The 26,518-nt window shown below is 41.9% G+C and carries 30 protein-coding genes and 1 pseudogene; 16 read left to right on the forward strand and 15 right to left on the reverse strand.

Translation table 11 applies throughout. The annotated features are described in order from the left end of the window. Nucleotides 1-124 precede the first annotated feature (124 nt). A complete protein-coding gene (locus tag BN1691_RS08460; protein WP_048601821.1) occupies nucleotides 125-616 on the forward strand; it encodes an NUDIX hydrolase in 492 nt (163 codons plus the stop codon). Nucleotides 617-627: 11 nt separating this feature from the next. Here the strand turns inward: BN1691_RS08460 and BN1691_RS08465 are convergent, their stop codons facing one another. Then, nucleotides 628-1,314 carry a coiled-coil domain-containing protein gene (locus BN1691_RS08465; protein ID WP_048601822.1) on the reverse strand — a complete coding sequence of 229 codons (687 nt, stop codon included), beginning with the start codon at nucleotides 1,312-1,314 and terminating at the stop codon, nucleotides 628-630. 635 nt (nucleotides 1,315-1,949) lie between these two features. Between BN1691_RS08465 and BN1691_RS08470 the strand changes: the two genes are divergently transcribed. Next, a complete protein-coding gene (locus BN1691_RS08470; protein WP_048601823.1) occupies nucleotides 1,950-3,227 on the forward strand; it encodes a short-chain fatty acid transporter in 1,278 nt (425 codons plus the stop codon). A 267-nt stretch (nucleotides 3,228-3,494) separates the two neighbouring features. Here the strand turns inward: BN1691_RS08470 and BN1691_RS08475 are convergent, their stop codons facing one another. Genes BN1691_RS08475 through BN1691_RS08500 form a run of 6 tightly spaced genes read right to left on the reverse strand, consistent with a single transcriptional unit; the run spans nucleotide 3,495 to nucleotide 6,883 of the window. Further along, the gene (locus BN1691_RS08475; protein ID WP_048601824.1) at nucleotides 3,495-3,959 is read right to left on the reverse strand and encodes a DUF134 domain-containing protein; all 465 of its coding nucleotides are present in this window, start codon (nucleotides 3,957-3,959) and stop codon (nucleotides 3,495-3,497) included. Then, entirely contained in the window at nucleotides 3,944-4,402 is a 459-nt protein-coding gene (locus BN1691_RS08480; RefSeq protein ID WP_048602738.1) for a Fur family transcriptional regulator, read from the reverse strand. Before BN1691_RS08480 ends, BN1691_RS08475 begins: the two co-directional genes overlap by 16 nt. Nucleotides 4,403-4,409: 7 nt before the next feature. Next, complete coding sequence (locus tag BN1691_RS08485; RefSeq protein WP_048601825.1) at nucleotides 4,410-4,784, reverse strand: NifB/NifX family molybdenum-iron cluster-binding protein; 375 nt, start codon at nucleotides 4,782-4,784, stop codon at nucleotides 4,410-4,412. A gap of 28 nt (nucleotides 4,785-4,812) precedes the next feature. Further along, entirely contained in the window at nucleotides 4,813-5,664 is an 852-nt protein-coding gene (locus BN1691_RS08490; RefSeq protein ID WP_048601826.1) for an ATP-binding protein, read from the reverse strand. Then, complete coding sequence (locus BN1691_RS08495) at nucleotides 5,655-6,485, reverse strand: nucleotide-binding protein (RefSeq protein WP_048601827.1); 831 nt, start codon at nucleotides 6,483-6,485, stop codon at nucleotides 5,655-5,657. Before BN1691_RS08495 ends, BN1691_RS08490 begins: the two co-directional genes overlap by 10 nt. Continuing rightward, nucleotides 6,482-6,883 (reverse strand): NifB/NifX family molybdenum-iron cluster-binding protein, encoded by a 402-nt coding sequence (locus BN1691_RS08500; RefSeq protein ID WP_048601828.1) that lies wholly within the window; start codon nucleotides 6,881-6,883, stop codon nucleotides 6,482-6,484. The genes BN1691_RS08495 and BN1691_RS08500 overlap by 4 nt, the downstream gene beginning before the upstream one ends. A gap of 285 nt (nucleotides 6,884-7,168) precedes the next feature. Between BN1691_RS08500 and BN1691_RS08505 the strand changes: the two genes are divergently transcribed. Continuing rightward, nucleotides 7,169-8,293 (forward strand): metal ABC transporter solute-binding protein, Zn/Mn family, encoded by a 1,125-nt coding sequence (locus BN1691_RS08505; protein ID WP_048601829.1) that lies wholly within the window; start codon nucleotides 7,169-7,171, stop codon nucleotides 8,291-8,293. Between the two features lie 147 nt (nucleotides 8,294-8,440). Continuing rightward, the gene (locus tag BN1691_RS08510) at nucleotides 8,441-8,734 is read left to right on the forward strand and encodes an Fpa/YlaN family protein (RefSeq protein ID WP_048602739.1); all 294 of its coding nucleotides are present in this window, start codon (nucleotides 8,441-8,443) and stop codon (nucleotides 8,732-8,734) included. Nucleotides 8,735-8,856: 122 nt separating this feature from the next. Here the strand turns inward: BN1691_RS08510 and BN1691_RS08515 are convergent, their stop codons facing one another. Together BN1691_RS08515 and BN1691_RS08520 are read right to left on the reverse strand one after the other, a co-directional pair. Next, a complete protein-coding gene (locus BN1691_RS08515) occupies nucleotides 8,857-9,219 on the reverse strand; it encodes a DUF4363 family protein (protein ID WP_048601830.1) in 363 nt (120 codons plus the stop codon). A gap of 1 nt (nucleotide 9,220) precedes the next feature. Then, entirely contained in the window at nucleotides 9,221-10,081 is an 861-nt protein-coding gene (locus tag BN1691_RS08520; RefSeq protein ID WP_048601831.1) for a DUF421 domain-containing protein, read from the reverse strand. A gap of 91 nt (nucleotides 10,082-10,172) precedes the next feature. Here BN1691_RS08520 and BN1691_RS08525 point away from each other — a divergent pair, with 91 nt between their 5' ends. From BN1691_RS08525 to BN1691_RS08555, 8 genes are all read left to right on the forward strand, one after another. Next, a complete protein-coding gene (locus BN1691_RS08525; protein ID WP_076850204.1) occupies nucleotides 10,173-11,078 on the forward strand; it encodes an RluA family pseudouridine synthase in 906 nt (301 codons plus the stop codon). Between the two features lie 82 nt (nucleotides 11,079-11,160). Continuing rightward, entirely contained in the window at nucleotides 11,161-11,676 is a 516-nt protein-coding gene (locus BN1691_RS08530; RefSeq protein WP_048601832.1) for a hypothetical protein, read from the forward strand. 58 nt (nucleotides 11,677-11,734) lie between these two features. After that, nucleotides 11,735-11,989 carry a hypothetical protein gene (locus BN1691_RS08535; protein ID WP_048601833.1) on the forward strand — a complete coding sequence of 85 codons (255 nt, stop codon included), beginning with the start codon at nucleotides 11,735-11,737 and terminating at the stop codon, nucleotides 11,987-11,989. 278 nt (nucleotides 11,990-12,267) lie between these two features. Then, entirely contained in the window at nucleotides 12,268-13,257 is a 990-nt protein-coding gene (locus tag BN1691_RS08540) for a hypothetical protein (RefSeq protein ID WP_048601834.1), read from the forward strand. Nucleotides 13,258-13,483: 226 nt separating this feature from the next. Continuing rightward, nucleotides 13,484-14,023: a sigma-70 family RNA polymerase sigma factor gene (locus BN1691_RS08545; RefSeq protein WP_048601835.1), complete on the forward strand. Its 540-nt coding sequence runs from the start codon at nucleotides 13,484-13,486 to the stop codon at nucleotides 14,021-14,023. Between the two features lie 47 nt (nucleotides 14,024-14,070). Then, nucleotides 14,071-14,295 carry a DUF1659 domain-containing protein gene (locus tag BN1691_RS08550; RefSeq protein ID WP_048601836.1) on the forward strand — a complete coding sequence of 75 codons (225 nt, stop codon included), beginning with the start codon at nucleotides 14,071-14,073 and terminating at the stop codon, nucleotides 14,293-14,295. 16 nt (nucleotides 14,296-14,311) lie between these two features. Beyond that, a complete protein-coding gene (locus BN1691_RS13895) occupies nucleotides 14,312-14,488 on the forward strand; it encodes a YvrJ family protein (RefSeq protein WP_076850160.1) in 177 nt (58 codons plus the stop codon). Nucleotides 14,489-14,545: 57 nt separating this feature from the next. Then, nucleotides 14,546-14,935 carry an Asp23/Gls24 family envelope stress response protein gene (locus BN1691_RS08555; protein ID WP_048601837.1) on the forward strand — a complete coding sequence of 130 codons (390 nt, stop codon included), beginning with the start codon at nucleotides 14,546-14,548 and terminating at the stop codon, nucleotides 14,933-14,935. 157 nt (nucleotides 14,936-15,092) lie between these two features. Here BN1691_RS08555 and BN1691_RS08560 read toward each other — a convergent pair whose 3' ends face one another. From BN1691_RS08560 to BN1691_RS08585, 6 genes are all read right to left on the reverse strand, one after another. Continuing rightward, nucleotides 15,093-15,491: a TIR domain-containing protein gene (locus BN1691_RS08560; RefSeq protein ID WP_048601838.1), complete on the reverse strand. Its 399-nt coding sequence runs from the start codon at nucleotides 15,489-15,491 to the stop codon at nucleotides 15,093-15,095. Nucleotides 15,492-15,572: 81 nt separating this feature from the next. Beyond that, nucleotides 15,573-16,031, reverse strand: a complete 459-nt coding sequence (locus BN1691_RS08565) for a RipA family octameric membrane protein (RefSeq protein WP_048601839.1) — start codon at nucleotides 16,029-16,031, stop codon at nucleotides 15,573-15,575. Between the two features lie 74 nt (nucleotides 16,032-16,105). After that, complete coding sequence (locus tag BN1691_RS08570; protein WP_048601840.1) at nucleotides 16,106-19,207, reverse strand: type I restriction endonuclease subunit R; 3,102 nt, start codon at nucleotides 19,205-19,207, stop codon at nucleotides 16,106-16,108. Next, nucleotides 19,204-20,400, reverse strand: a complete 1,197-nt coding sequence (locus tag BN1691_RS08575; protein ID WP_048601841.1) for a restriction endonuclease subunit S — start codon at nucleotides 20,398-20,400, stop codon at nucleotides 19,204-19,206. Before BN1691_RS08575 ends, BN1691_RS08570 begins: the two co-directional genes overlap by 4 nt. Beyond that, nucleotides 20,397-21,965, reverse strand: coding sequence for a type I restriction-modification system subunit M (locus tag BN1691_RS08580; protein WP_048601842.1), 1,569 nt, complete (start codon nucleotides 21,963-21,965; stop codon nucleotides 20,397-20,399). The genes BN1691_RS08575 and BN1691_RS08580 overlap by 4 nt, the downstream gene beginning before the upstream one ends. A 4-nt stretch (nucleotides 21,966-21,969) precedes the next feature. Further along, on the reverse strand, nucleotides 21,970-22,191 hold the full coding sequence (locus BN1691_RS08585) for a helix-turn-helix domain-containing protein (protein WP_048601843.1): 222 nt from the start codon (nucleotides 22,189-22,191) through the stop codon (nucleotides 21,970-21,972). 834 nt (nucleotides 22,192-23,025) lie between these two features. On the opposite strand from BN1691_RS08585, the gene BN1691_RS14710 reads away from it, so the two are divergent. The 4 genes and pseudogenes from BN1691_RS14710 (at nucleotide 23,026) to BN1691_RS08595 (ending at nucleotide 26,498) form a co-directional block, all read left to right on the forward strand. After that, entirely contained in the window at nucleotides 23,026-23,916 is an 891-nt protein-coding gene (locus BN1691_RS14710; protein ID WP_231638375.1) for a phage NrS-1 polymerase family protein, read from the forward strand. A gap of 291 nt (nucleotides 23,917-24,207) precedes the next feature. Continuing rightward, nucleotides 24,208-24,318 (forward strand): annotated as a pseudogene (locus BN1691_RS15050) (hypothetical protein); the annotation flags it as partial. Then, the gene (locus tag BN1691_RS14715) at nucleotides 24,318-25,325 is read left to right on the forward strand and encodes a DNA primase family protein (RefSeq protein WP_452596192.1); all 1,008 of its coding nucleotides are present in this window, start codon (nucleotides 24,318-24,320) and stop codon (nucleotides 25,323-25,325) included. The pseudogene BN1691_RS15050 and the gene BN1691_RS14715, both read left to right, overlap by 1 nt. A gap of 273 nt (nucleotides 25,326-25,598) precedes the next feature. After that, nucleotides 25,599-26,498, forward strand: a complete 900-nt coding sequence (locus BN1691_RS08595) for a phage major capsid protein (protein ID WP_048601844.1) — start codon at nucleotides 25,599-25,601, stop codon at nucleotides 26,496-26,498. Nucleotides 26,499-26,518 lie beyond the last annotated feature (20 nt).

Consider the following 26,518-nt stretch of genomic DNA (forward strand, 5'->3'; position numbering starts at 1 on the left):
AGCCAAGTTTTTGTGACTTTATTATTGAATAAGCTTACATAGATACACTGGTTTGCAGGTTGCTGGTAATGTTAACTAAATTAACAATATGTGTTTGACATTAAGCGTGGATGGAGGATAACAAATGGATATTTCCTTTAAAACCAAAGAGGGTCGCTTCAATTATCGTGTAGCGGGAATCATTATTCATGATCATCAATTATTGATGATGCAGACAGAAAATACTCCTTATTATTTTCTTCCAGGTGGCAGGGTGGAAATGAACGAAATGAGCGAAGCAGCCATGGTAAGGGAAGTGAAAGAGGAGTTAGGAATTGATGTGGAAATCAATCGCTTGCTTTGGATTGTTGAAAATTTCTTTACTGAGGAATTAAATGGTGAGAGATTTCATGAAGTGGGCTTTTACTATTTACTCAATTTAAAGGACGAGAAGTTGCTCGAGAATGGATGCCAGTTTACACGAGAAGAAGGGGAAAAACACAAGTTGATGTTTCGATGGACATCACTTGAAGAGGTGCAAAAACTGAAACTTTATCCGTTGTTTTTAAAAGAAAAAATCTTGAATATACCACAGGCTCCAGAGCATATCATTGAGATCAAAAATGACTTGCTGTAAGTAAGGCGCAATCAATTTTGCTTCAAAAGTTGAATATCTGCTTCATGCTCCAATGAGCGTAAGCTGAGGATTCCAAGAATCCGTTCTTGGCATTCTTGACTTGATTTGAAGGAAGTAAGCTCACCTTGTGTCCGATGGATCTCCATACTGATGGCATCAAGCTTGGCATCTGCTTCTTCTTGTCGATCTAGGAGAGCAATCATCATTTGATTGAGCTCTTTTTGACTTGATTCCACTGTACCTAATCGTGAATCAATGGTATCTACTTTCGATTCAAGCGTACCTAATCGTGAATCAATGGTATCTACTTTCGATTCAAGCGTATCCAATCGTGAATCGATGGCATCTACTTTCGATTCAAGCGTACCCAATCGTGAATCAATGGCATCTACTTTCGTTTCAAGCGTATCCAATCGTGAATCGATGGCATCTACTTTCGATTCAAGCGTACCCAATCGTGAATCAATGGCATCTACTTTCGATTCAAGCGTACCTAATCGTGAATCGATGGTATCTACTTTCGTTTCAAGCGTATCCAATCGTGAATCGATGGCATCTACTTTCGTTTCAAGTGTTCCTAATCGATGGTCCATCACATCTATCTTCAATTCAACTGCACCTAATCTTGTGTCAATACCACTTGTTGTTCTCTTAATCTCAACCAACTCTTTAAGAATGAGCTCCAGCTTATCTTCCATAAACACCATCCTTTCTTAGAATCTATAGGAAAACATCTAGCCATTTTGCTCAACAGGGATCATCACAGGGAAGCCATTGATGAATGGGGGATGTTTTTCTATTGAAAATATCATATCTTAGCATGGGCATCCAATACAACCTCCATATGGAGGAAATTATAAGATAATAGTGAAAAATAAGAATATTGCCGTTTTCCAAACGAGAAAGCCCATGCAGGGCGTAGCCCGTCTTTAGACATGGGATGAAAGCGAGGTCAGACACGGGGTAGCTTATGGCTACCATAATTGTTTGAATTGTGCTACAATTCGCTTATAGACAAGTACAAGTCTCTAACACAACCTCGTTCTTTGAAAATTGGATATCGTATAAGGTTCGATCGCCTAATACATGCGATCGGTAAAACGATATGTGTCGTCAAGAACAAGACGCTAAAACACCACGAACGAAAAAACTGTACGCGATGGTCATAGTAGCGTAGCCATATCTGCTATATGCACTGGATATGGAGGGGTGATGAGACACCCTCATCTTGCAGGCTGTTCAAAACAGAAATGGACTGAGAACGCAAAGCCATGCAGGAATCCCACCCGGCAGGGCTTGCGACTTTAGTCGTGGGAGTCTCAAGAATGGTTCAGTGCGCTTAGTTAGTCGTTATCTTCCAGATCCCTATCTATTTGCTGTGGGTCTTACCCTCATTGTTTTTCTCTGGGGAATGGCCATCGGCAATACACCGCTTCAAATGGTGGAACATTGGGGAAAGGGATTTTGGGAGCTATTAGCTTTTTCCATGCAGATGGTGATGATTCTTGTAACCGGGCATACCTTGGCCAATACGCTGATCTTTAAACGAAGTCTTAAATCCCTTGCTGCCATAGCTAAAGGCCCAGCATCTGCCATTATCCTTACCACCTTTGTTTCCGCCATTGCAGCGTGGGTGAACTGGGGGTTTGGTCTCGTCATTGGGGCATTGTTGGTAAAGGAAGTGGCGAAGCAGGTAGAGCGGGTAGATTATCGGTTACCCATCGTTAGTGCTTATTCTGGATTTTTACTCTGGCATGGTGGATTTTCTGGTTCCATTCCCTTAACCATTGCGACTGAAGGACATTTCAGTGAAGATATCATTGGAATCATCCCTGCCAGTGAAACCATTTTTGCCCCGTTTAATTTAATCATTGTGCTGGTCTTATTGATTGGTCTTCCCTTGGTAAATCGTTTGATGATCCCTGATGCAGGGCAAGAGGTGAGCTTCCGTAATTTCGTCCAGGAAAATGAAAGCGTTGCCACCATGGAAGTGAAGATGACACCAGCGGATCGCTTGGAGAATAGTCGCTGGATATCCTTCCTTATCTCCTTGCTCGGCTTCGCTAACCTGTTCTCCCATTTTTGGACAAAAGGCTTCAAGCTCGATCTTAATATTGTCAACCTTCTCTTCCTCTTTCTTGGGATTCTCTTGCATGGTGCGCCAAAGCGCTTTTTGGAGGCAGTAGGAGAAGCGGTGAAGGGGACCACTGGAATCATCATCCAGTTTCTCTTCTACGCCGGGATCATGGGGATGATGGTGAATTCAGGACTGGCGGGATTGATCTCACAATGGTATGTCAGTATCTCTACAGCCAGCACATTCCCACTCTGGAGTGCAGGTCTTATTAATATCTTTGTTCCTTCAGGAGGCGGACAATGGGCTGTGCAAGCAGGGATTATGCTACCTGCTGGTCTTGAGTTAGGGGTGGATGCGGCGAAGACAGCCATGGCTGTTGCGTGGGGGGATGCCTGGACCAATATGATTCAGCCATTTTGGGCATTGCCTGCCCTTGGTATTGCAGGTCTTGGAGCACGAGATATCATGGGCTATTGTATGATGGTGCTACTCTTCTCCGGGATCGTCATCTCCTTAGGGTTCTTACTGCTCTAACTGCTTATGCCTATCATTGAGGCTATTGCAAGAGCAATACCTATAACCATTCCTCACCACTCCTATCTTTAAAGTGAATGAACATACTGTCACCATCCACACCTATTTCAATCTTCTATTATGCTCTGGCATACCAACAATATCCATTTAAGCATTATTCTTAAACAATGCCAAAAGATAGCTCAAAAACGATTGGAACATCTTTGCTCCAATCGTTTTTATTTGGGTAGATATTCTTCACTCTCCATAGCCCCATTACCATTCTGCTTACTCGTTTCCCAAGGGTGCTTGTTGCTGTTGACACCAACGCTGACAATGCTTACCGCGATGCCGTTGAATACATTGAACCTGGTGGGAGCCACAGCTGGGGCAGGTGGTGCGTTCCTCTTCATTTTCAATGTAGTATTGATGACTACATGCCTGGCATTGATAGAAGCAATGCTTCGCCCTGTAATGACCACCGCCGATATGAAGAGCCTGACCTTGGGTTAAAGCGATGGCGACCTTTCGCCGTGCGCTATCAATGATATTCTGGAAGGTTTGGCGGGAGATACCCATACGCTCGGCACACTCTTCTTGGGTTAACTGTTCAATATCCTTGAGACGCATCGCTTCTAATTCTTCCAGCTTCAATTCGATCTCCTCAAGCTCACAGGCTCGGACTCCTCGGGGAGCATAATAGGTATGCTCAGGGAAGAATTCTACCCAGCGATGCTTCATTGGTCTTGGCATTTTTTCTCCTCCTTGCACTGTGGACATAGACCAATCAATAGTAGGTTAGAATCTTCGATGGTGACTTGAAAAACACGTTCCATCTCTTGAAAAAGGTTGAGCAGTTTGGTATTGATTCGAACATGGTCTAGGTCAATTAAACGATTACAGCACTGACATTTTAGATGAAGATGTAAAGGCTTTTGGCTAAATAGCTTTAATTCGTAGTAGGTTGTATCCTTGATGATTACCTCTTGGACAATATCCAACTTACTAAGGATATGAAGGGTACGATAGATTGTGGCAGGACTAATATTCTCACCTTTGACAATATCATAGATTTCTTTAGCAGTGATATGGTTCGGTGATTCCATAATCGCTTGGATAATTCGTTCCTTTTGCCGTGTAAATTGATGGCCACTTTTACGAATCCGTAGATAGTAGGTCTGCATTTGCATGTCCATTTTTTGATTATTCATGCTGACAATGTTCGTCGTCATGCTCACCATGCGCATGATGGTCTGCGCAGAAGACCTCTGTCGATTGTAACATACCGCAGGCATATTTTTCGATGGTATCGTCCACAGTTCCTTCTGCACCAACGATTACCTGGATGCCATGCTGCTGAAAGAGCTGCTGTGCTGAAGCACCCATGCCCCCTGCAATGATAACATCCACATTTAGGTCGTGTAAGAATACAGGAAGAAAGCCAGGACGGTGTCCAGGGTTTGGAACAAATTGCTCCTTAAGCAGCTGTTCTCCTTCTTGTTTATACAAAGTAAAACCTTTACAATGGCCAAAATGTTGACTGATCTTTTCTCCTTGTGATGCGATTGCGATTAACATGTTATTTTCCCCCTTGAAGTAATGATAGTTAGTGTAATTGAGCTTGTAATTGGTTCCACATCTGTTGAATCTGCTGGCTTGCTGGAGAATCCTTATGCTTTGTGATAGGCTCAAGTTGCCGTTGGGCTTGACGTACAGCGGGATCGAAAGGGATCTCTCCCAAGATGGGAAGGCTGTGCGCTTCACAATATGCTTGAACCTTCTCATACACCACTTCATTTAGGTCGTATTGGTTAATACAGACGCTTGCAGGAATGGTGAAGTGCTCACATAATTGGGTGATCCGTTGTAGATCAGCTAAGCCTGAATGCGTAGGCTCGGTAATGATTAGGACATGGTTCACACCAGTAATGGATGAGATGACAGCACAACCGATGCCTGGTGAACCATCGATGATAGTAAGTGTCTCGGCTGGTGCATGGGTCTTGGCTACCTTTCTCAGCTGAGCAATTAGCTTCCCGGAGCCTTCACCACCTAATTTCATCTGAGCACGAATAAGGAGTCGTTCATCATTTTTGATCACTTCAATCTCTGCAGTCTCTTCAGGTTGAAGCTGGATAGCATTGGTTGGACAGACAAGGGTACATGCGCCACAGCCTTCACAGAGCCAAGGGTCCACATTGCCAAAATGGATGGCATCGAAGTGACAGACATGGTTACATCTCCCACAACGGAGACAGTTTGCGGGGTTGACCACGGCTTGCTGTTCACCAGAGAAGGACTCATGATGAATGGGGTCGCCCTTGACCATTAAGTAAAGATTAGGTGCATCGACGTCGGCGTCCACCAAGGTGACATGTTGTTGGGCAAGCTGGGCTAAAGCGGCGACGATAGTAGTTTTCCCTGTTCCGCCTTTGCCACTGACTACGGCTAATTCCATCCCAATCCCTCCTGCATCGTTGCTGCAATCTCTGCAAATTTTTCTTGATAGCTTGCCAGCGTAAGTAACAGTTGCCCCTCTGCATAGGTGGCTGCTGCTTCCTTACTGTAGGGGAGGAGACCCAACACAGGAAGTTTTTTCGCCTTACACCATTGAACCAATTCATCGGTTCCTTCATCTCCCTTATTGATAACGATAGCAACTGGTAATTGTAGCTCTTGGACTAATTGAAGGGCCATCTTAAAATCATGAACACCAAAGGGCGTGGGCTCCACAACGATAATGGCAGCGTCTGCATAGTGAAGTACTCGTACCACATCACAGGATGTTCCAGGTGGCGCATCGAGAATGTGTAGCCCTTCTGGAAGATCGCTTAACAAGTGATTAATGATCGGTACAGCGAACGGTTCGCCGATATGAAGAACGCCGCGTTTAGACGGACCATTGGATGATCTCCCTTCATCGATCTGTCCAATGGTTCGTGGTACCATACGAATGGCATCATGGGGGCAGGCGATTTGGCAGGCACCACAGGAATGGCAGAGCTGCGGAAAGAAGAGTATCTCCTTCGGCAATTGGGCGAGGGCGTGAAATTGACAGGTTTGGACGCAATGTCCACATTGGAGGCAAGCCTCTTGGTTGATCAATGGATTCTCTACCTCAACAGGTGAGGTATGAATCTGATCCGGTTGTAGAAAGAGAAAGCCATTAGGCGCCTCCACATCACAGTCAACATAAGAAGCACCGAGAAGAGCAGCTAGATTGGTTGCTACTGTGGTTTTTCCAGTACCGCCCTTGCCGCTAAGGATGGCGATTTTCATCGATTTGATCCCCCTTGTCCCGCACCGTTTCCATGTCCGTGACCGTGGTTGCCACCTTTTTTTGCACTGGTGATCGATTCAAGCCTTCCTTGATGATAGGTCGCTAGGATTGTTGAAACGGATGCTGTGCTTGCTTCAAATAATTGAATGCCACTTTTACTTAACAGGTCCCAAGCATGGGGTCCTAGTTTACCTGTAATCAGCACATCGATCTTTTCATTCAGTATCTGTTGTGCCGCAGCGATGCCCGCGCCGCCATTAGATTCAATGCCTTGGTTGGGTATCCAGCTTGCTTGCTTTGTTTCTTCATCAATAATTTGAAAGAAGGGACAACGACCAAAACGTTCGTCTAATTGGGGGTCAAGTTCTTGAGATGTAACGCTAATGGCTACTCGCATGTTAATTCCTCCTCGTAATCGTTCATTTCTGAGCACAGTCTATGGGTCAGGGGAAAAGCTACTTTTATAAATGGCATTTGCCAATTACATTCACATTGTAGGGCCATCAATAGTTATTGTCAAATGCCAATTATCAATAATTTTGAGTTCCAGTTAAAAAAGAAGTGTTCGAAACGTAATCATTCTTATTTACAAACTGTATGGGATTGTGTAAAATGAGGAACGTAACATAAATCGTAATTGTTACGAATAAATAGAAGTAAACGCTTGTAGGAGGGATTCTTGTTGAAACGTCGGGTATTACTTTCCGCTTTGGTATTATTAATGAGTATGAGCATGGTGTTAGCAGGCTGTGGATCCAGTGATTCTACCCCTACTAACAATGAAAATCAAGCAAGTCAGGGAAATACATCGAATGTCAGCAATGGTAACGATCAAAATAATTTAGATAAAGTACAAGTCTATACCACACTTTTTGCCTTAACCAGTTTTGCTGAACAGATCGGGGGAGAATACGTAGAGGTACATGCTGTGATTCCTCCTGGTGCCGAAGCTCACGGCTATGAACCAACGATGAAAGAGATGGTGGAGATGGAAAAGGCTGATCTCTTCATCTATAACGGGGGTGGCTTCGAAACGTGGGTGGAGCGTCTCTTAGGCAGTATTAATACATCCAATATGCTGATCGTAGAAAGTGTTGCAGAGATGGATCTAATGGAAGGTGGCCATGCTCATGGGGATGAAGAGGGAACCCATGAAGAGGATCATGGAACAGAGGAAGGCACCCATGAGGAAGAAACTCATGAAGGTGATGAGCATGGAGATGGAGAAGCAACCCATGATGAGCATGGAGAGGATAAGCATGATGCCCATGATCATGGACCATTCGATCCCCATGTTTGGCTAGACCCCTTACTGGCCATGGAACAGGCAAAGCAAGTCAAAGATGCATTAATCCAAGTGGATCCCACTCATCAAGGGGACTATGAAAAGAATTATGATGCATTAGTGCAAGAGATTGAAGCGATTCATCATCAGTATGAAACAACCATCGCTACTGCAATGCAGAAGAAGTTTGTTGTATCTCATGCGGCCTTTGGTTATCTCGCAGAGCGTTATGGGTTAGAGCAGGTCTCCATCCGAGGAATCAGTCCAGATCATGAGCCTACTCCGAATGAACTCGTCGAGATTGTTAAAACGGTTAAAGAAGCAGGGATTAAAGCGATTCTTGTAGAAGAGTTTGTTAGTAAAAAATCTGCCGAGGTATTAGCCAATGAGACAGGAGCAACGGTGATGACCATTAATACCATCGGTAATATCACAGCTGAACAAGCAGAAAAGCATGTGACCTATCAGGATCTCATGCTAGAAAATTTAGAAGCTCTGAAGATCGCCTTAGAAATTAAATAAAGTTGTGCATAGCAATGCAGCGTCATCCCTATATTTTCATGAGATGACGCTGTTTTTTCAAGGAAAAGTTCGTCCCTCTTGGAATTTAGGTTACATATCCTATATAATAAGGGTAAATGTGAACCAGAACCTGAGCGCAGGATTCAAATGGAGGGAATTGTCTTGTCAGACTACAATCTAATTGAGAAAAAAGCATTGCAACTACTTCTTACGGATAGTGAAAAAATCCAGAAGTTGATTCAGGTTCAAATGGCCAATTTAACCATGCCCCAATGCCCTTTATATGAAGAGGTACTAGATACACAAATGTTTGGCTTATCTCGGCAGATTGACTTTGCTGTAAGACTAGGTGTAATCACAGAAGCGGTGGGACGCAAAATCTTAGATGATCTAGAGGCAGAGCTCTCCCTCGTTTATGATAAGTTTAGCCAGGAGTCTTAACTATCCTGTCGATTCCCATTGATCCTCCTCACTCCTAACCATGAATCTCATGGTTAGGAGTTTTTTAACTTCTCTCTGAAAGGAGCCTCCTACTGTGAAGCGAGGCGGTGGGGGTAGCTCGTTCACAATTGCCCGAGATCTTCCCAGGTAATCTGTAATCCATAAACCATGGCCAAAGCTGTCCCTGCATCCTTTTTCTTGATATGTCCGCGTAAGCGTACCATTTCATGCTCAAAATCATTGATATCATCTTGGGAAGCATTGATGGAGACACGGGTTTTCATCTGCTTCCATGCTTTCTTGAGACGCTGATGCTGCTTCGCTGCATTTTTCCATTCTTCTTTTTCTACACTAGAAGCCATCTCGTAGAGTATTCCTTTAATATCCTCAGAGGCATCGGTGGGACGAAGCAGCGGGTTTTTGCAGCCGGTGATTAGTAGGGCAAGTAGTGAAACTAAACAGAAAGTACGTAGCCATGGCCTCATCCTACGTCTCCTCCTTCCGCTTCGGGATGATTTTGAGCTGTTGGAATCGCTCAATCTGTTGATGTAAGGTTTGTTGGACTTGATTTAATAACTTATTTTGGTCATCGCTGGTACTGTTATTAAGAAGCTGTTCAATTTGGCGATTCATAGATTGTAAAGCATCCATGAAATCTGAAGGGGCAGAGCTCTCTTTACCTACGATCTGTACCTGTTGATTGACAGCCTGAGCCAGAATTACATCCTCGGCACTTTCCACCTTGGCATCAGCGAGTTGCTTTTTCAACCAATCCAATGAGAGACCTGCACGTTTGAGATCCTGATCCTGAACGACACCATCTTGGATGACATTGATAGGCATGGCTGAAGGAGGTGGTTTAATCTGCATATCACTGGGCTGGAGGGGACGTTTATCGGACTTAGGTAAGACACTCAATTCCCCATTGATCTCCATGACAGCTAGTTCCACATCAGCCACTTGGAAGATATTCTTAAGGCGGAGTGCCATCATCAGTTCATCGAGGTTCATCCGTTCTTTCTTGAGGGCCTTGCGATCGATCTCCCCATTTTGAATCAGAATTCTCGCGGTACCATTCACGAGACTGCGAGCCTTTTTGCTCTTCAACGTACCGATTGCAATTAAAATGGGAAGAACACCCCATACTAATAGGGAAGTAGTGCCACTTAGCGTCTCCAAATCTAGATCCACTGAAAGACTTGCTGCGATGGAACCAATGGTGATCCCCACAATATATTCGAACATGGTCATCTCAGCCACTTGTTGCTTGCCTGAGATTCGCGTTAGAATTAAGATAATAACAAAAGCAAAAATACTACGAAGTAAAATCAGCATGGAATACGACATAAAGATCCCTCCTCGTCTATACCTTGCGCGAAGGAGGCTGTTTTCATTCTTGATACAAGTCGTTACGATGCAAGAAAAGAGAGGATGGCTCATGCACGTGAAACCTATTGAGATTCGTTTTACTGTTCGCGAAGGGGAGGACGGGCAGACTACCTTACAAGAATATTTATTAAACCACCGCCTTCTCTCGCGCACATATCTTATTCAATTAAAGCAAGCCAAGGCCATCTTCCTCAATGGTCGTTATCAATATAGCAATACCATGGTGCATACAGGGGATGAGATTCATTTTTTTATCGAAGAGGAAGAATCGGAGAATATTCTACCCCAAGTGCATCCACTCAACATCTTATATGAGGATGTGGATATTCTCGTGGTGGAGAAGGAAGCAGGGATCTGCGTGCATCCCACCATGCTCCATCCTGACCAAACCCTAGCTAATTATGTGGTGGCATATTGGCAAGCTCAGGGTGAAGCTCATCGCTTTCGCGCGGTCAACCGCTTGGACAAGGACACCAGTGGTTTACTGGTCATTGCTAAGCATCGTTGGGCCCATCAACAATTATCAGAGCAGCAGAAACGGAAGCAGATGCTACGGATTTACAGGGCTTGGCTAATGGGAGGAGGGCTTCCACCTACAGGAACCATCGATGCACCGATTGCTCGGGTCGTGGACTCCATCATGCTCCGTCATATATCTGAGGAAGGACAGGTGGCCATCACCCATTTTGAGGTGTTGAAGGAATATGAGGAAGCAACGCAAGTAGAATGTCGCTTGGAAACAGGACGTACCCATCAGATCCGTGTCCACTTTAGTCATCTCGGCCATCCTCTATGGGGCGATGATCTCTATGGAGGATCAAGAGTACTGATCGGACGGCAAGCCTTACATGCGGTTACACTAGGCTTTTATCATCCGCGGACTCGTGAGTGGATCCAATTTGAGGCAGCGCTCCCACAAGATTTGCGGAAATTAGATCAACAATTATCTGAATAAATAACAATTAATGTCAAAATAAACCCTTGAAAACGAACGTACGTTTCTATATACTTAAGAAAATATGGAAAGGAGGGTGATGATGAAGCCGGAGCGTTGGATCGCCGATGGTGTGGCCTTTCTACCAGTCAACTTGCAGGGATTAGGGGATGTGACTCGATTATATTACATCGATGGTCAAGAGGAGATCTGTGAGGTTCCAGTTCAGCACTTCTTTGCTGACCTTACACAGATCTTTGGGATTGATGCTAGTTTAATGAGGAAACGTTATGGTCGTCTCCTTGGAAAATCACAGTTAATTCCCATTCCCTTCTCCTATGAATGGACCTTGCTCCCCCTTAAGGTCCGCAGTCCCATCGGGCGTCAAAGTTGCTATGGTTGGTTTTTGGCACAGGAGATTCAACGGATTGAGGAAGTGGAACGTCTGCAAACCCATGTTTTCCTCACAGGTGGTCATCGTATTCCAATTCTTCATCCTGCGCACACCATTCGCGAGCGTATACGGGATGCCATGGTGGTGCAGTACCAATTTCAGTTGTTACACCAGCGGATTTCTCAAGCGAAGGAACGAAATCTCCCTTATTCTCCACCAATGTAGTGTCCCTTATATCCCATCAAGCATACGCTATGGATGAATGATGGAGGAGGGATTCTACTTGAACCTTAGGGATTTGATTCGATCTGTTAGCAATATGAATCCAAGAACAACAACTGATCAAGACCTCAAAGCCTTGTTCCGCCAAGTTGGCCAAGCGACAGGCAAACAGTATACCGATGCCCAGTTGGACGAACTAGTTAAGCAATTCCGTGGTGTCGCACAGCGTCGTGATACCTCTGGCTTAGAGCGGAAGCTGGCTCAGAAGGGGTTTAATACCGATGAAGTCAAACGGATGCTTCGTAACCAACGATGAGTTCTGGCGAGGGAAGATTTCTGGTACAGACGTGATCCAAAAGAGAAGTTTACCGGCTAGAACCGCATGAGGAGAAAATGGTAAAAGCTCGTTGCTATGATGGCAGCGAGCTTTTTATTTTTATTGGGGTCAGACCCCCAATACGTTAAAGCTTTAACGTGATGGGGGTCTGACCCCTAAATAATGGTTGTTAAGATATTCAAGTTTGTTATAATTTTAAATATGTGAAATAAACCATAGACTCAAAAAATGAGTGGAGAAACTAGAGGAGGATATCATTGAAACAATTACGCTCTATTATGATGATTCTACTTGTACTTGTCATCGCGGTTTCTGTGACAGGTTGTGGGAAGGCGAAGGAAGAGCCTGCTGATGCAGCAGTAGCTGAAACAGATAAACAGCTGCAAGGGGAAGAAAAGCAGAAAGAAGAGAAGCAAACAGCAGAAAAGGAATTTTCCCAAGGAGAGATTGCACAAGCATTTCTTCATTGGGATGTTGAATATGAAGTGGAAGAAATCAATGATCTAGCTCAAGATCAAGCGATGATGGTAGCTGAAGTCATCGCTGGTGAAATTACTGCAGAAAAATTTAAAGCGATGAATGCAGAAGTTACTGCAGAAGCGAAGGAATTATTGAAAACAGTGAAAGAGACTCCTATTGAACTAGCTGCTGAAGCCGTCAAGGAGAAGATCGTGACTATCCTCGATCAGTACATTCAAAAAATCGAGGAGATGGCCACCGTCATTGAAGCTGATGGAACCATCGATGAAGAGAAATGGACAGCGATTACGGAAGTCTTCGAGGACCTGGATGAGCAATTGGAGCAAGTGATCAACACCATTATCGATGAATATGCATTGGATGATTCCTTTAGTGGGGAACTGAGCCCCAATGACGCTTGGATGGCCAAAGTGTCGGATGCCATCGAGAACATCAATAATACCTTCATGGAGATCGAAACTCTCTATGAGGATACCGTCAATGGTAATATGAAAGTGGATAAGTATCGAAAGGAAGCTGGCCAATTTTATGATCATGCTAAAGAGATATTCCAGATCATTGAAGAGAGGGATGTCCCTACCGGTGCAGAGGAATTTCGTAAGCATGTGCTGAATATCACCGAGGTTGTTATGGAGATGATGGAAATACGAGTTCATGAAATCAAGGACGATGGCACCCTCGATGCGGACAAGCTCAAAAAAATCGAGGAACTGATGGAAAAAGGCGAGAAATTAACAGAAGAATTAAGCACCATCTACGGGTATTGATCATCCTAAGGGGTATTAATTATCGTTAAAAATTCAAGAAAGCAGATTGGCTCGTTGCAAATGTAGCAACGAGCTTTTTTGTTGTTTAGTGGGGACTGACCCCAATTCCACGCCTTTATCACGGGAATCCGTTGGGATTGCAACGTGGAGAAGCAGACTCCCTTCCAGTACATTATAGGTGCATGCAAATAACGCGGAACCGGTTCCCTTGAGGAGAGGGAGTCCAGTGGAAAACTGGAAAGAGCAAGCAATTGAGTTGGAAGAGGTATGGCGGAAGTATCAGCCCTTAATCTATGCTTCAATCAAGCGACTGCACATCCGTAGAGAGCGGGAGGACGCTTATCAGGTGGCAGTGCTGGCTCTTGTTGAAGCGTGGAGGCGTTTCAACCCCGAGAAAGGGCATTTTGGGGCATATGCCAAGCGCTATATCTATGGCTACTTACTGAAATGGATCAAGGGTGAAGAACCATGGTCTGGCTATCTTTCCATTTACCTTCAGGATGATCAGGATGGGGAGGAGCGCCACACCCGTGATCGTCAATTGGCCTGCGTCGATGAACAGCCTTCTGAGCTAGAGGCATACTTTGAAGGACTTTCACCCAATGAGCGTCTCTTTGTGCAAAAAATCTGGATCGAGGGGTTAAAATTAGTGGAATTGGCGGCGCTGAAGGGAGTTTCACCTCAAACCGTTCAGACCTGGGGAAAGCGGGCGAAAAAGAAGATCCAAAAGCAAATGTCCTTCCTTCATAAAAAAATAGGTATCTAGTAAGTACAACGAGATTTTCATGGAGAATGAAAAAGGAGGGAAGAACCATGGCAGTAGGACGTGAATCACAGGTAACGCGGATGACGTTGCACCTACAAACAGGAACAGGTGAAAATGGCAAGCCCATCTATGCCCGTAAGACCCTGACCAATATTCAACCCAGTGCAACGCCAGAGGCGCTCTACCAATTGGCTGAAGCGATTGCTTCATTGCAGCAGTGGCCCTTAGCAGCGGTAGAAGCAACCACCACTGAACGTTTTGTTCAAGCCTAAATGAGGAGTGATGTCCATGGAAGAGTGGGTGACCTTGTTATCTAATTTTGGCTTTCCCGTCGTGTTGTCCATTTACCTGCTCTTACGCTTTGAAAGAAAGCTGGACCAATTGATTGACTCCCTTGAACAGATGAACCAAAATATCCAGTTTACCCGCTGGGATCTGGGTAAGCACCGAAAACCCTTCGATTGATTATAGATAGGAAAAACGTTACAATGGTTGTATCAATCTACTTTGGGAGGGAATAACATGGCTGAAATGATGGAAGGCGGTACTGTAAAAATCGCCGATGACGTAGTTGCCGTGATTGCTGGAATTGCAGCATTGGATACAGAAGGTATTGCCAGTATGTCTGGTGGGATTACCGAAGGCATTGCCCGTTACGTAAGTGGTAAAAATGTACAAAAGGGTGTAACTGTAGAGGTTGGACAAGTGGAAGCAGCGATTGACCTGCGAGTTATTGTCTACTACGGTGTCAAGATCGATGAGGCCTGCCGCCAGCTACAAGTCAATGTGAAGGAAGCCATTGAAAATATGACAGGGCTTCAAGTGGTTGAAGTGAATGTAAAGGTCGAAGGGGTTCAGTTTCGTAAGGATGATGAAATTGCCATTGTGGAAGAAGAACCCAAGGTAAGATAAGGATACAACCAGCTATAAAAAAGCAAGCGTTCATCAAAAAGAAGCGTTCACTTAGGGATTGAAGAAAAACTTAAATGAACAGCTTCAAGCGGGGCAAAAAAGAACCAGTCATGTTCAAGCGTAATTGCTTGTAGTGACTGGTCTCTTTTTTATACAATTATTTGCGTATAGCTGCAACAATTGAATTGGTGTTCCACTTAACAATTTCATCAGCTGCATTTTTAACGACTTGTGAAGTTCGTTCAGAGCCCCATGGTTCAATCGCAATAATCCGTTTTGGAGTATAAAAAGCATTTTTCGCAAGGTCTATTTCTATATTAATCCACTTACTATATGTAGAATAGACACCAGCAAGGATTAAAACACAACTGGCAGGAGCCATTTGAGCTTTAATGGCTTCTTTTAACTGCCACTGTGTCGGGGCATTGTGTATAGGGTCATCCTTTGGTACAGAGTAATTTCTATACGAGAAATAGCTAGCGTTATCTAATAGATAAACTAATCTGTCATATGCATCCGAATAAGTCCATGAATGGCTTATAAATAAACTATACATTTTATTACCTCCTTAGTATAAAATCTATTTTTTACATGTATTATCGTAATACTACTGTACAACTATTGCTCATGTAAGTATTCATTTAAAAATACAAATTGCCACTTGCCAAAATATGCATATTATGTAGAGGATAATAAAAAGCCATGGAAGAATTCGTTCCAGATGTGTAAATCGCCTATACTTTTTATTATCTCCAAGCAATGACCATTCATAGGCATATGGAGATATGGGCAACTTTTTTTCGATTTCATTTATTATTTGATATTTAACACTATTAAGTTTCTTATAGCTTATTATCGAATTTAACCACAGTATACTTACAATTGCTCCGACTATAGATAGAAGTATGCTTTTATAATCAAATGTAAATGAAATCAACGCAATAATAGCAGCATTGACTGTGATGTATACATTGTTAGTACTGATTCGTCGCTCACTATTACTATTGGCCATTTCAACACAGGTTTTCCATTGTTCAAGTAAATGTTCCTTATATTGCTCTCCATATTCTTCACTTTTCAAGTTTTCTATTTCCACTGTTTTCCCTCCCCCCTAAAAATTAGCATAGCAACTATAATGCTAATTATAATTAATAATCGTAATACAATTTGCTACACCAACCCTAAATACTTCTCAAAGAATATCATCAGCTTTTCGATAATCCCTTGCTTTTTCGCAGCCCTGCCTCCGCCAAAGCGGGATACAGGCGGCATGATTTTATCAATAGCTGTACCGGTTGTTTTAAGCATTCCATCTCGGAAAGCATTGTCGATGAAACGGCGGGTTTCTTCGGGCTTTAATTTTTCTTCTTCTATAATTGCTGAAATATCCGCTTCCTTACGCTCATGGAGGAATTTGCGCCAGTCCTCATCCACTTTGGTCGATACATTAACTTGCTCAATAAAACGCTCGATAAGCTCTTTCTTACTTCGAAGTTCAATACTCGAATTGATAGCCTTATCAATGGTCGTAAGAATGGTTTTATCCTTGCAGTTTGATTCTTGATATTTGGCTACAAGCATAAGAATGTAGTCAATGTTTACCTCTATCTGTTTGACCAGTTCAATCTCGAAAACTATGTCATCATTGATAGTTTCTTTTTCACCATCAGCACCTTTTCTATATTCCTGATACAGGTCAATATAAATGCTCTGATAGTCCTGAAAATCCCTTTCAGATAAAATCTCGTTTCCTTCAAAGTCATCGAAGGAAGTAAGAATATTTCTAAGTCGAAGTATTGCTCCATATAGCCGTATAAAGTCTTTTTCAGCTTCTTCTCCGAGAATAGGTTGTCCAAGGGGATACTGTGTTGTAAGAGTTGCAATCAGTTTAGCATAGCCCGGCTTATACTCACCTTTATCATCATAGCCGTTATAGTATTCTTCGAATGTTTTTAGTAGTACAATACCGCCTGCATCCTTATTGCCGAATAGTGCAATAGCTTTGTCTGTTTCTTCTTTCAAATCTCTGAAACAAACGATATTACCATAGGTCTTAACGCTGTTTAGAATGCGATTAGTTCTTGAAAAAGCCTGAATCAGTCCATGCTGCCTCAGGTTTTTGTCTACCCATAGCGTATTCAGGGTTGTTGCATCAAAGCCAGTAAGGAACATATTGACAACAATCAATATATCTATCTCCCGATTCTTTACACGAAGAGAGAGGTCTTTATAGTAATTCTGGAACTTGTCCGAGGAGGTATCGTAATTTGTGCTAAATGTGGTATTGTAATCCTGGATAGCCGCCTCAAGAAAATCTCTGGAGCTCTGGTCAAGGTTTTCCATATTAAAGTCCTCTTCAGGCAACAGTCCATCTGGCTCCTCCTCATTTGCACTAAAACTGAAAATAGTTGCAATGGTAAGGTTACGGTTCTTTTCCGCTATCTGCTTCTTAAACTCATTATAGTATCTGATTGCCATTGGGATGGATGTAGCAGCAAATATGGAGTTGAAACCGGCAACTCGCCTTGTTTCACGCTTTTCTATTATCTTCTTAGGGTTTTGTTTATCTGCTTCTTCCCATTTCGCAGAGAATGTATAATAACTATTACGCTTTGTCTTCTGGTCGAAATGTTCAAGAACATAAGTAACAATTTCACTTATTCGCTTTGGATCTGCCAAAGCTTTTTCTCGGTCAATGCTATAAACTTTTTTATCATTTACGTAATCAGGCATCTTAATCGTATTGATAAAATCTATTCTAAAAGGTAGAACATTCCCATCATTGATAGCATCCACAATGGTATAAGTATGCAGCTTTTCTCCAAAAACCTGCTCGGTTGTACGAAGTTGTGGGTTACCTCCTGAACTGGCATTGGCAGCAAAAATCGGGGTTCCCGTAAAGCCGAAGATATGGTAGTTCTTAAAACTCTTCGTGATAGCTTGATGCATTTCGCCAAATTGGGAACGGTGACACTCATCAAAAATCAGTACCACATGTTTCTTGTAAATATCATGCTGTTTGTTTTTACGGATAAATATATCCAACTTCTGAATAGTGGTTACAATGATTTTGTATTCATGAGGATTTCCTTTTTCGTCCCTGTCTTCCAATTGTCTTTGAAGAACTCTTGTCGACGTATTACCATTAGCAGCTCCCTTTTCAAAACGGTCGTATTCCTTCATAGTCTGATAGTCCAGATCTTTACGGTCAACAACGAACAGTACCTTGTCTATGTAAGGCAACGCAGAAGCTAATTGGGCTGTCTTAAAACTGGTCAATGTCTTACCAGAGCCTGTTGTATGCCAGATATATCCTCCAGCTGCAGTTGTACCCATCTTCTTGTAGTTGGTTGATACTACAATACGCGATAATATACGTTCTGCAGCAGCAATTTGATAAGGACGCATTACAAGGAGCAGATCTTCAGATGTAAAAATACAATATTTTGTTAGAATATTTAAAAGGGTATGTTTGGCAAAAAATGTTTTAGTAAAGTCCACAAGGTCAGGAATAATCCTGTTATTTGCATCTGCCCAAAAGCTTGTGAACTCAAAGCTGTTACTTGTTTTTTTACTTCTTCGGCGCTCACTACTGCTTTGTTCCTTGATATGAGCATTTCTTGTAGTATTACTGTAATACTTTGTGTGGGTTCCATTTGAGATTACAAATATCTGCACATACTCAAATAAACCAGAAGCCGCCCAAAAGCTGTCACGCTGGTATCTATTTATCTGATTGAAGGCTTCTCGGATAGCAACGCCACGCCGCTTTAACTCCACATGGACGAGGGGAAGTCCATTTACAAGTATAGTCACATCATATCGGGTTTCGTGCTTGCCGCCTGTTTCTTCGTATTGATTAATAACCTGCAAGCGATTGTTATGGATATTCTTCTTATCCAAGAGGTATACGTTCTTTGTTGTTCCATCTTCACGTTTTAGAATCTGGATATGGTCATCTTGAATTTTTCCGGTCTTTTCAACAATTCCTTCATTTGTATTAGCAATACACTCTGTGAAAAATCTGCCCCATTCATTGTCGGTAAATGTAAAATCATTAAGCAGTTCAAGTTGCTTTCGAAAATTTTCTATCAATGCAGCTTCATTGTGCACTGAAATATATTCATACCCCTGTGAAGTCAACTGGTGTATAAATTCTCTTTCGAGTTCTGCCTCGCTCTGATACTTTTCAGAACGGACATTATATTTAGCTGCATATTCAGCAACAACCGTTGCTTCGTCAGTACTTGTAACGATGTTATATATACTCATGCCGTCACCTCCTTGAAAGATAAAAGTTTATCCCTGTAATATTCATATTGCTTTTGCCTAGCTTCGATTTCAGCAGGAATGCCGCTGGTTAAGTCGTTACACAGAGCGTCAAAGCGATCGAGGATAGCGACGATGCACTCTTGTTCTTCGAGGGGAGGAACAGGAATCTGATAATTTTTAACATTTGCGTCAGTTATTGCAGGATAACTTGCACCTTGTTGATACTGTTCAACATGATAATAAAAAGAAGAAGATGCAATGTGATATAAAATCCATTTTTGAAGAACAATATCTGTATTTGCCCTTAAAACACAAAATCCAGTGCTACATATTTGTTCATCATACTCATTATCAATTAAACAATATCTTTTTAATAAAGGTCTTGTAGTAGCGAACAAAATATCGCCTGCCTTTACAATTTGTTGTGCTCTGCTTGGTGCATTGTTTTTATTGATTTCCTGTGTTTCACTAATGTAATGTAGATCTCTATCAACTGACGTTAAGTCAATATACTTGTAAGTTGTTGATTCATCTTCCAAAGACCATTTTATATTTGAAGTTGGTAGAGTACATTCTTTCAGTGAAAACCATTTAACAGTATCTTCGTTAAGATCAGTCAATAGCAAATCCCTATAATACTCATACTGCTTTCTTCTTGCTGTAAGCTCTGCTGTAAGCTCTGCTGTAAGCTCTGCTGTAAGCTCTGTGAAATTGTCCAGAATACGGACAATTTCCTGTTGAACAGGTAGAGGGGGAAGGGGAACAGAAATCCTTGCCATGACGTTGCTCATCAATTTTGGGTTACCCATACCATCATTAACATATTTCTTTGCATATACTTGCAAGACATAAAATAGAAGCTTTGTACTTACCAGTTCATTATTTTTAATCCTTAATAGTCCACAAACATTTGTTATACTAAATTTTTCGTTAATATGATAAAAAACAGAACCAGCATTTGCTCCGTCTGTTGTCCATGTTACCGATTCGCAGTCATAATCAAAAGTATTTATGTAGCCAAAAATACCGTTATTTGCAGTTTGTGATGAATAAACGGGATAAGCACCAGTATTTTCTCTTAGATAATTTTTTGACATTACTCTCCCACGTGTAATGTCGCAAATTTCCTCCACTGTTACAAACTCCACTCCATCTGGACAAAGTTCAGCAATCAATTCATCTATCATACTCATTTGCCCACCTCAATTTCCACAATAATCTTATCTATTTCTTCCCTTAAAATCTGCTCTCTTGCCACAATTTTTTCAATCTCCGCATTGAGGGCAATAATATCAATTTTTTCCCTTGTATCCTCTTGTTCAACATAGGTAGAAACAGACAGGTTATAATCTTGTTCAGCAATTTCGCTGTTTGGCACAAGCCGGGCAAAATGTTCAATATCTTTTCTATCTTTAAATGCATTAAGAATAGTCTCAATATTTTCTTGTGTCAGCTTGTTGTTATTCGTAACCTTGACAAATTCCTTTGATGCATCGATAAATAAGGTGCTATTTTCTGATTTGGATTTCTTCAGAACCATAATGCAGGTAGCAATGCTGGTACCATAGAACAAGTTATCCGGTAACTGAATGATACAGTCGATATAGTTATTGTCAATCAGGTACTGCCTGATTTTCTTTTCAGCGCCACCGCGGTACATTACACCGGGGAAACAGACAATAGCTGCTGTTCCGTTTGTCGCAAGCCATGAGAGGCTATGCATAATAAAAGCAAGGTCTGCCTTGGATTTCGGAGCCAATACTCCTGCCGGAGAAAAGCGAGGGTCATTAATCAAAATAGGATCATTGTCGCCCTTCCATTTAATAGAGTAAGGCGGATTTGATACAATGGCTTCAAATGGCTCATCATCCCAATGTTGCGGATCTGTTAGCGTGTCCCCAAGGGCAATATCAAATTTGTCATAATCAATATCGTGCAGGAACATATTGATTCGGCACAGGTTGTAGGTTGTGATATTGATTTCTTGACCGAAGAAACCTTGACGTACATTTTCTTTTCCTAAGATTTTTGCAAATTTTAGCAGTAGAGAACCAGAACCGCAAGCGGGGTCATATACCTTGTTGACTTCAGTTTTTCCTACTAATGTTAGGTGGGTAAGGAGTTCAGAAACCTCCTGTGGCGTATAGTATTCACCACCACTTTTTCCGGCATTGGATGCATACATACCCATTAAAAATTCATAGGCATCACCAAATGCATCTATGGTATTGTCTTTGTAATCTCCCAGCTTCATTTCTCCAACAGAATTCATTAGCTTAACCAGCTTTTCATTACGCTTTACTACAGTATTTCCTAGCTTATTGCTGTTAACATCAATATCGTCAAACAGGCCTTTGAAATTATCTTCACTCTCTGTTCCTTGCGCAGATGCTTCTATATTACTGAAAATCTGTTCCAGTGTTTCATTTAAGTTTTCATCGTCCTTTGCACGAGCTCGGACATTTTCAAAAAGTTCGCTAGGTAAAATAAAGAAGCCTTTTGTCTTAACTAAATCCTCTCGTGCCTGTTCTGCTTCTTCGTCGGATAGCTTGGCATAATCAAATTCCGTATTGCCAGCTTCCCATTCTCCGGCGTTAATATAGGCGGTAATATTTTCAGATATGTAGCGGTAAAACAGCATACCTAGAACATATTGCTTAAAATCCCAGCCATCTACACTGCCTCTTAGATCATTTGCCATATTCCATATCGTGCGGTGTAATTCCGCCCGTTCCTGTTCTTTTCTGTTATTTTCCATAACTCTACTCCCTTTCTTCAACCATATTAGGCACTAATTCCATGATATCTTTAAAATCAACGACAAGCGCCGTACAAACCTTTACAAGAACGTCCATACTGACATATTCGTTTTTAGAAAGCTTTGAAATTGACGATGGACTTATTCCCGCAGCAGCTTGTAAATCTTTCTTCTTCATATCGCGGTCTATCAACAGTTTCCAAAGTTTTTTATAGCTAACGGTCATCTTGGTCACCTCTCTATATCTTTTTTCCATTACAGCACATTTTCTTCAAATATAACATGATAATTCTGTACTTGTGAAGGAATTTTACAATGTTATCAAAAATAATGATAGTTGTGTATGCCTTTCTTTTTTCGCTTTTATTCAAATAAATACTTTTAGACAAAAAAGTCTGTAAGTCTATTTGTAAAATCAAAATTATAACATTAAGCCTTCTTAAATTTAATACTGCTTTCGATCAAATATGAGCAAAAGCATAAGCATTACAGCCGTCTTTACTGGAAAATAGACACGCTGTTTTTTATTTTAGGAGTTCGAATCAATAGAATTCTTCACTTATGGATGAGGAAGAAAATTTTTTTTAGAAAATCCTCAACTAATGTGTTCTACCAAGGCTATAAGGTGAGAGGAAAATACTTTGCATGACCTTCCGAGTTAGCTATTTACTGTGACATTAGCTAGGGGGTTAATAATTTCGGCTATTAGTAGAGGAAAGCAATACACAGAAATATTTGTTCCGGTACTCATACTGCAGGCTTGTGTCTTGTGGAGGATGAGAGGAAATAACATTCAAAACAGACTCTGTGGATTTGCCTTTCTCATGAACTACCAATGAAATCATGGTTTTTCTCTCACTGCTCCTTGACAACTGAATACCCCGAAATGCAAGAGATACTTCAAGCAGAATATGCCATGACGATGATTCCGAGCGTATTCCTTGAGAGATAAAGAGGTTGTGCCAAACAAGGCAAACCCTCTGGAACCGTAGCGTTTCAGGTCATTTATAAAGGCAAGGAGGTGAAATAACTGAAAACACAATACGAAAACTTACCGCAGGTGCTTAAAGATAAGCCACAGTTTTGCTTTTGGAAATATGAAGAGCGAAGCGGCAGAGAAACCAAAGTTCCCTATAACCCAGCAACAGGAAAAAGAGCAAAAGCAAACCAACAGGGTACATTTAAAGATTTTAGTTCGGTGGTAGCTGCTGTAAGTGATTATGATGGTATCGGCTTTTTGGTGGGTAATGACATTTGTGCTATCGACTTAGATGATTGCCTCGACAGTGGAGATAAGCTTAGGTCTATTGCCCAAAGTGTTGTAGACGCTTTTAGAGGCTGCTATATGGAACACAGTCCATCAGGAAAAGGTCTGCATATTTTCTTTAAGGCTTCCGATTTTGCTTATGACAAGACAAAATATTATATCAACAATAGAAAGCTGGGAATCGAGGTCTATGTAGCAGGAGCAACAAACCGCTTTATTACCGTAACAGGCAATGTGTTTGCTAATGGTGATGTGTCGGAGAAATCGGATGAGCTGCAGATGGTACTGGACAAGTATATGCTGCGTCCTAACCCTGTGAAGCAATTATCGTGTACAGAAAGCCAGTCCTATCTGTCTGACACATCTGTTATCGAAAAAGCTTCCAAATTAGCAGGCGGAGATAAATTCAAAGCATTATGGCAGGGAGATACATCAGGCTATGCTTCCCCCAGTGAAGCTGATTTGGCGCTTTGCGGTATGCTGGCTTTTTGGTGTGGCAGGGATATTGGACAGATGGATAGACTTTTTCGGAAAAGTGGCCTAATGCGAGATAAATGGAATAGACCGCTGTCCGGCAGTACTTATGGAATGCTAACCATACAAAAAGCAATCGCAAGTGCTACGGAGATATACAAACCGGGTGGCAAGCGTTCTTCAGCCGCAGAAGATTTTTTGCAGGGGTAATATTCCCTTGCTGATTTAAAGCCTGAAAACAATGAGCGTTACCCTTGGACGGATATTGGAGCAAGCAGACTATTTGCAGACTACTATAAAGCTTATGCCCGCTATGTTCCCGAGAGGAAGATGTGGTTTTGCTATGAAAACGGCATATGGACTCCCGATATTGGTAATTTCAAAGTGATGGAAATGTGTAAATCATTGGCTAACCAACTGCTAACCTATGCTTTGACTATTCAGGATGAACATCAGAGAAAGGCATACATTGACTATTGCTAAAAGTGGCAGTCAAGAAGATACAGGGAAACGGTACTTAAGGATGCACAGAGCGTATATCCCATTTCTATGGCTGAATTTGACCAAAACCCGCTGGTACTCAACTGTGCTAATGGAACATTGTTCCTGTTATCCATGGATTTTGCCCCCACAACAGCGGGGACAGACTTACAAAGATATCTGGTGTTAATTATGACCCGGAAGCAAAAAGCGGGCGATGGGATAGATTCATTCATGAAATTATGAGCGGAGATGAAGAAAAGGCAAAGTTCCTGCAAAAAGCCTTTGGATACAGTATCAGCGGAGACACTCGGTATGAATGCCTGTTTGTTCTATATGGTGCTACAACTCGAAATGGTAAAGGTACGCTATGTGAGAGCATTCTTAAGGTATTAGGCAGTTATGGCTGTATCGCAAGGCCAGAGACTATCAGTCTGAAAAAGAACAATAACAGTTCAAGTCCAGGTGAAGATATTGCCCGGCTTGCAGGAGTTCGCTTTGTAAATATCTCAGAACCTAGCAGAGGACTTGTCCTAAATGCTGCACAGGTAAAAAGCATGACGGGTGGTGACACCATCAACGCAAGGTTTCTACATGAGAATTCTTTTGACTTTTCGCCAAAGTTTAAGCTGTATATCAATACTAATTATCTGCCCGTTATTACTGATATGACGCTGTTTTCCAGCGGTAGAGTGGTGATTATCCCTTTTGAACGACACTTCGATGAAGGCGAGCAGGATAAAAACTTAAAACGTGAATTCGCTAAACCGAAGAATCAAAGTGCCATCCTTAACTGGTTAATTGAAGGCTACCAGCTGCTAAAGAAGGAAGGCTTGACTTTACCCGATTCTGTTAAGACAGCAACGGAGGCTTATAAGCGTGACAGCGATAAAATAGCACTATTTTTCGAGGATGCCTTGGAAGAAAGTCCAAACAGCGAGGTGTGGACATCCGAAGTGTATGTCCGGTATCAGCGTTGGTGTAGTGCCAATGGCTGTTATTCGGAGAATGCAAGAAACTTTAAACAGGCTTTGTCTGCTATCGCCCGTGTAGAGTGGAAACGACCACGTTCTGGTGGTGGGATGACCACGATGCTTATCGGATATAAGCTGACTGAAGAAGAATTTTTTCTTATTTAAACACAGTGTAGCAGCTTGTAGCAAGTAAAACAGGTTATATAAAAAATCGCTCTCGTATAGAGAGTTTAGTTTTTACCTGCTACATCTTGCTACAAAGCTTAAAACACTAAAAACACTGGATACAACTTAATGTGTTAATACCTGCCCCTAGGGTAGGTCAAATCTCCACACCTTTTCATCTGGACAACGGGCGTGGGGCAACGCATAAAAAAAACGCGATTTCAAACGGGGTATATACCCCACAATCAATTTAAATTTAGGAGGTAAACAATTATGTCAACATCAGCAACTTATAATAGAGCGTTTTGGAATGTTATGAAGGGAAAAGAAGAAAATTATCAGAATCTGAACGAGGGCTTTGATAATGTAGGAGCCTATGTCGCACCAGACGAGTTCAGAGAAGACTTTAACACTGCTTTGGCAAAAGAGAATATATTCCGCAGATTTGCTACTGTTATCAACCTGTCTTCTGCAGAAGGTAAAATTCAAACGGTATCCTCAACGGGTACGGCAGATTGGGTTGAGGACGGAGATCCAATCCCCGAAAGTGCCGATACATTTACACAGTTTCTGGTGAAATCATATAAGCTGATATCTCTTGTCAAGCTAAACCGCTCATTCGTCACCGATATGAACTTTAATCTTGAAAAATATCTGGTGGGTGATTTTGCGAAGCGTTTTGGCAAGGCTGAAGAAAATGCATTGCTTAATGGCAATGGCATAACACAACCAACAGGTATCCTTACGGCAGACACAGATGTATCTACAGCAGATAATACTTCCATCTCTTTTGATGAGATTATATCTCTGTACTTTTCATTAAAAGATGAATACCGCAATAACGCTGTGTTTATTATGCACGATAATACTGCCATGTTTCTTAGAACCCTTAAGGATACAAACGGTAGTTATCTGTGGAATTCCTCCGATAACACCATCTTAGGAAAGTCTATTGTTACCTCGCCATATATGCCTACGGTATCAGCAGGAGCGAAGAGCATTGTATTCGGGGATTTATCATACTACTGGTTGGTTGAACGACAGCCGCTAACCATAAAGAAATTAAGTGAGTTATATGCACTGCAGGGGCAAATTGGCTTTTCCGCTTATGAAAGATTGGATGGTAAGTTGATTCAGCCAGAAGCTCTGAAAATACTACAAATAAAAGCTTAAATAATGGATTGGGCAGTGGG

The sequence above is a fragment of the Rubeoparvulum massiliense genome, assembly GCF_001049895.1.
Lineage (GTDB): Bacteria > Bacillota > Bacilli > Rubeoparvulales > Rubeoparvulaceae > Rubeoparvulum > Rubeoparvulum massiliense.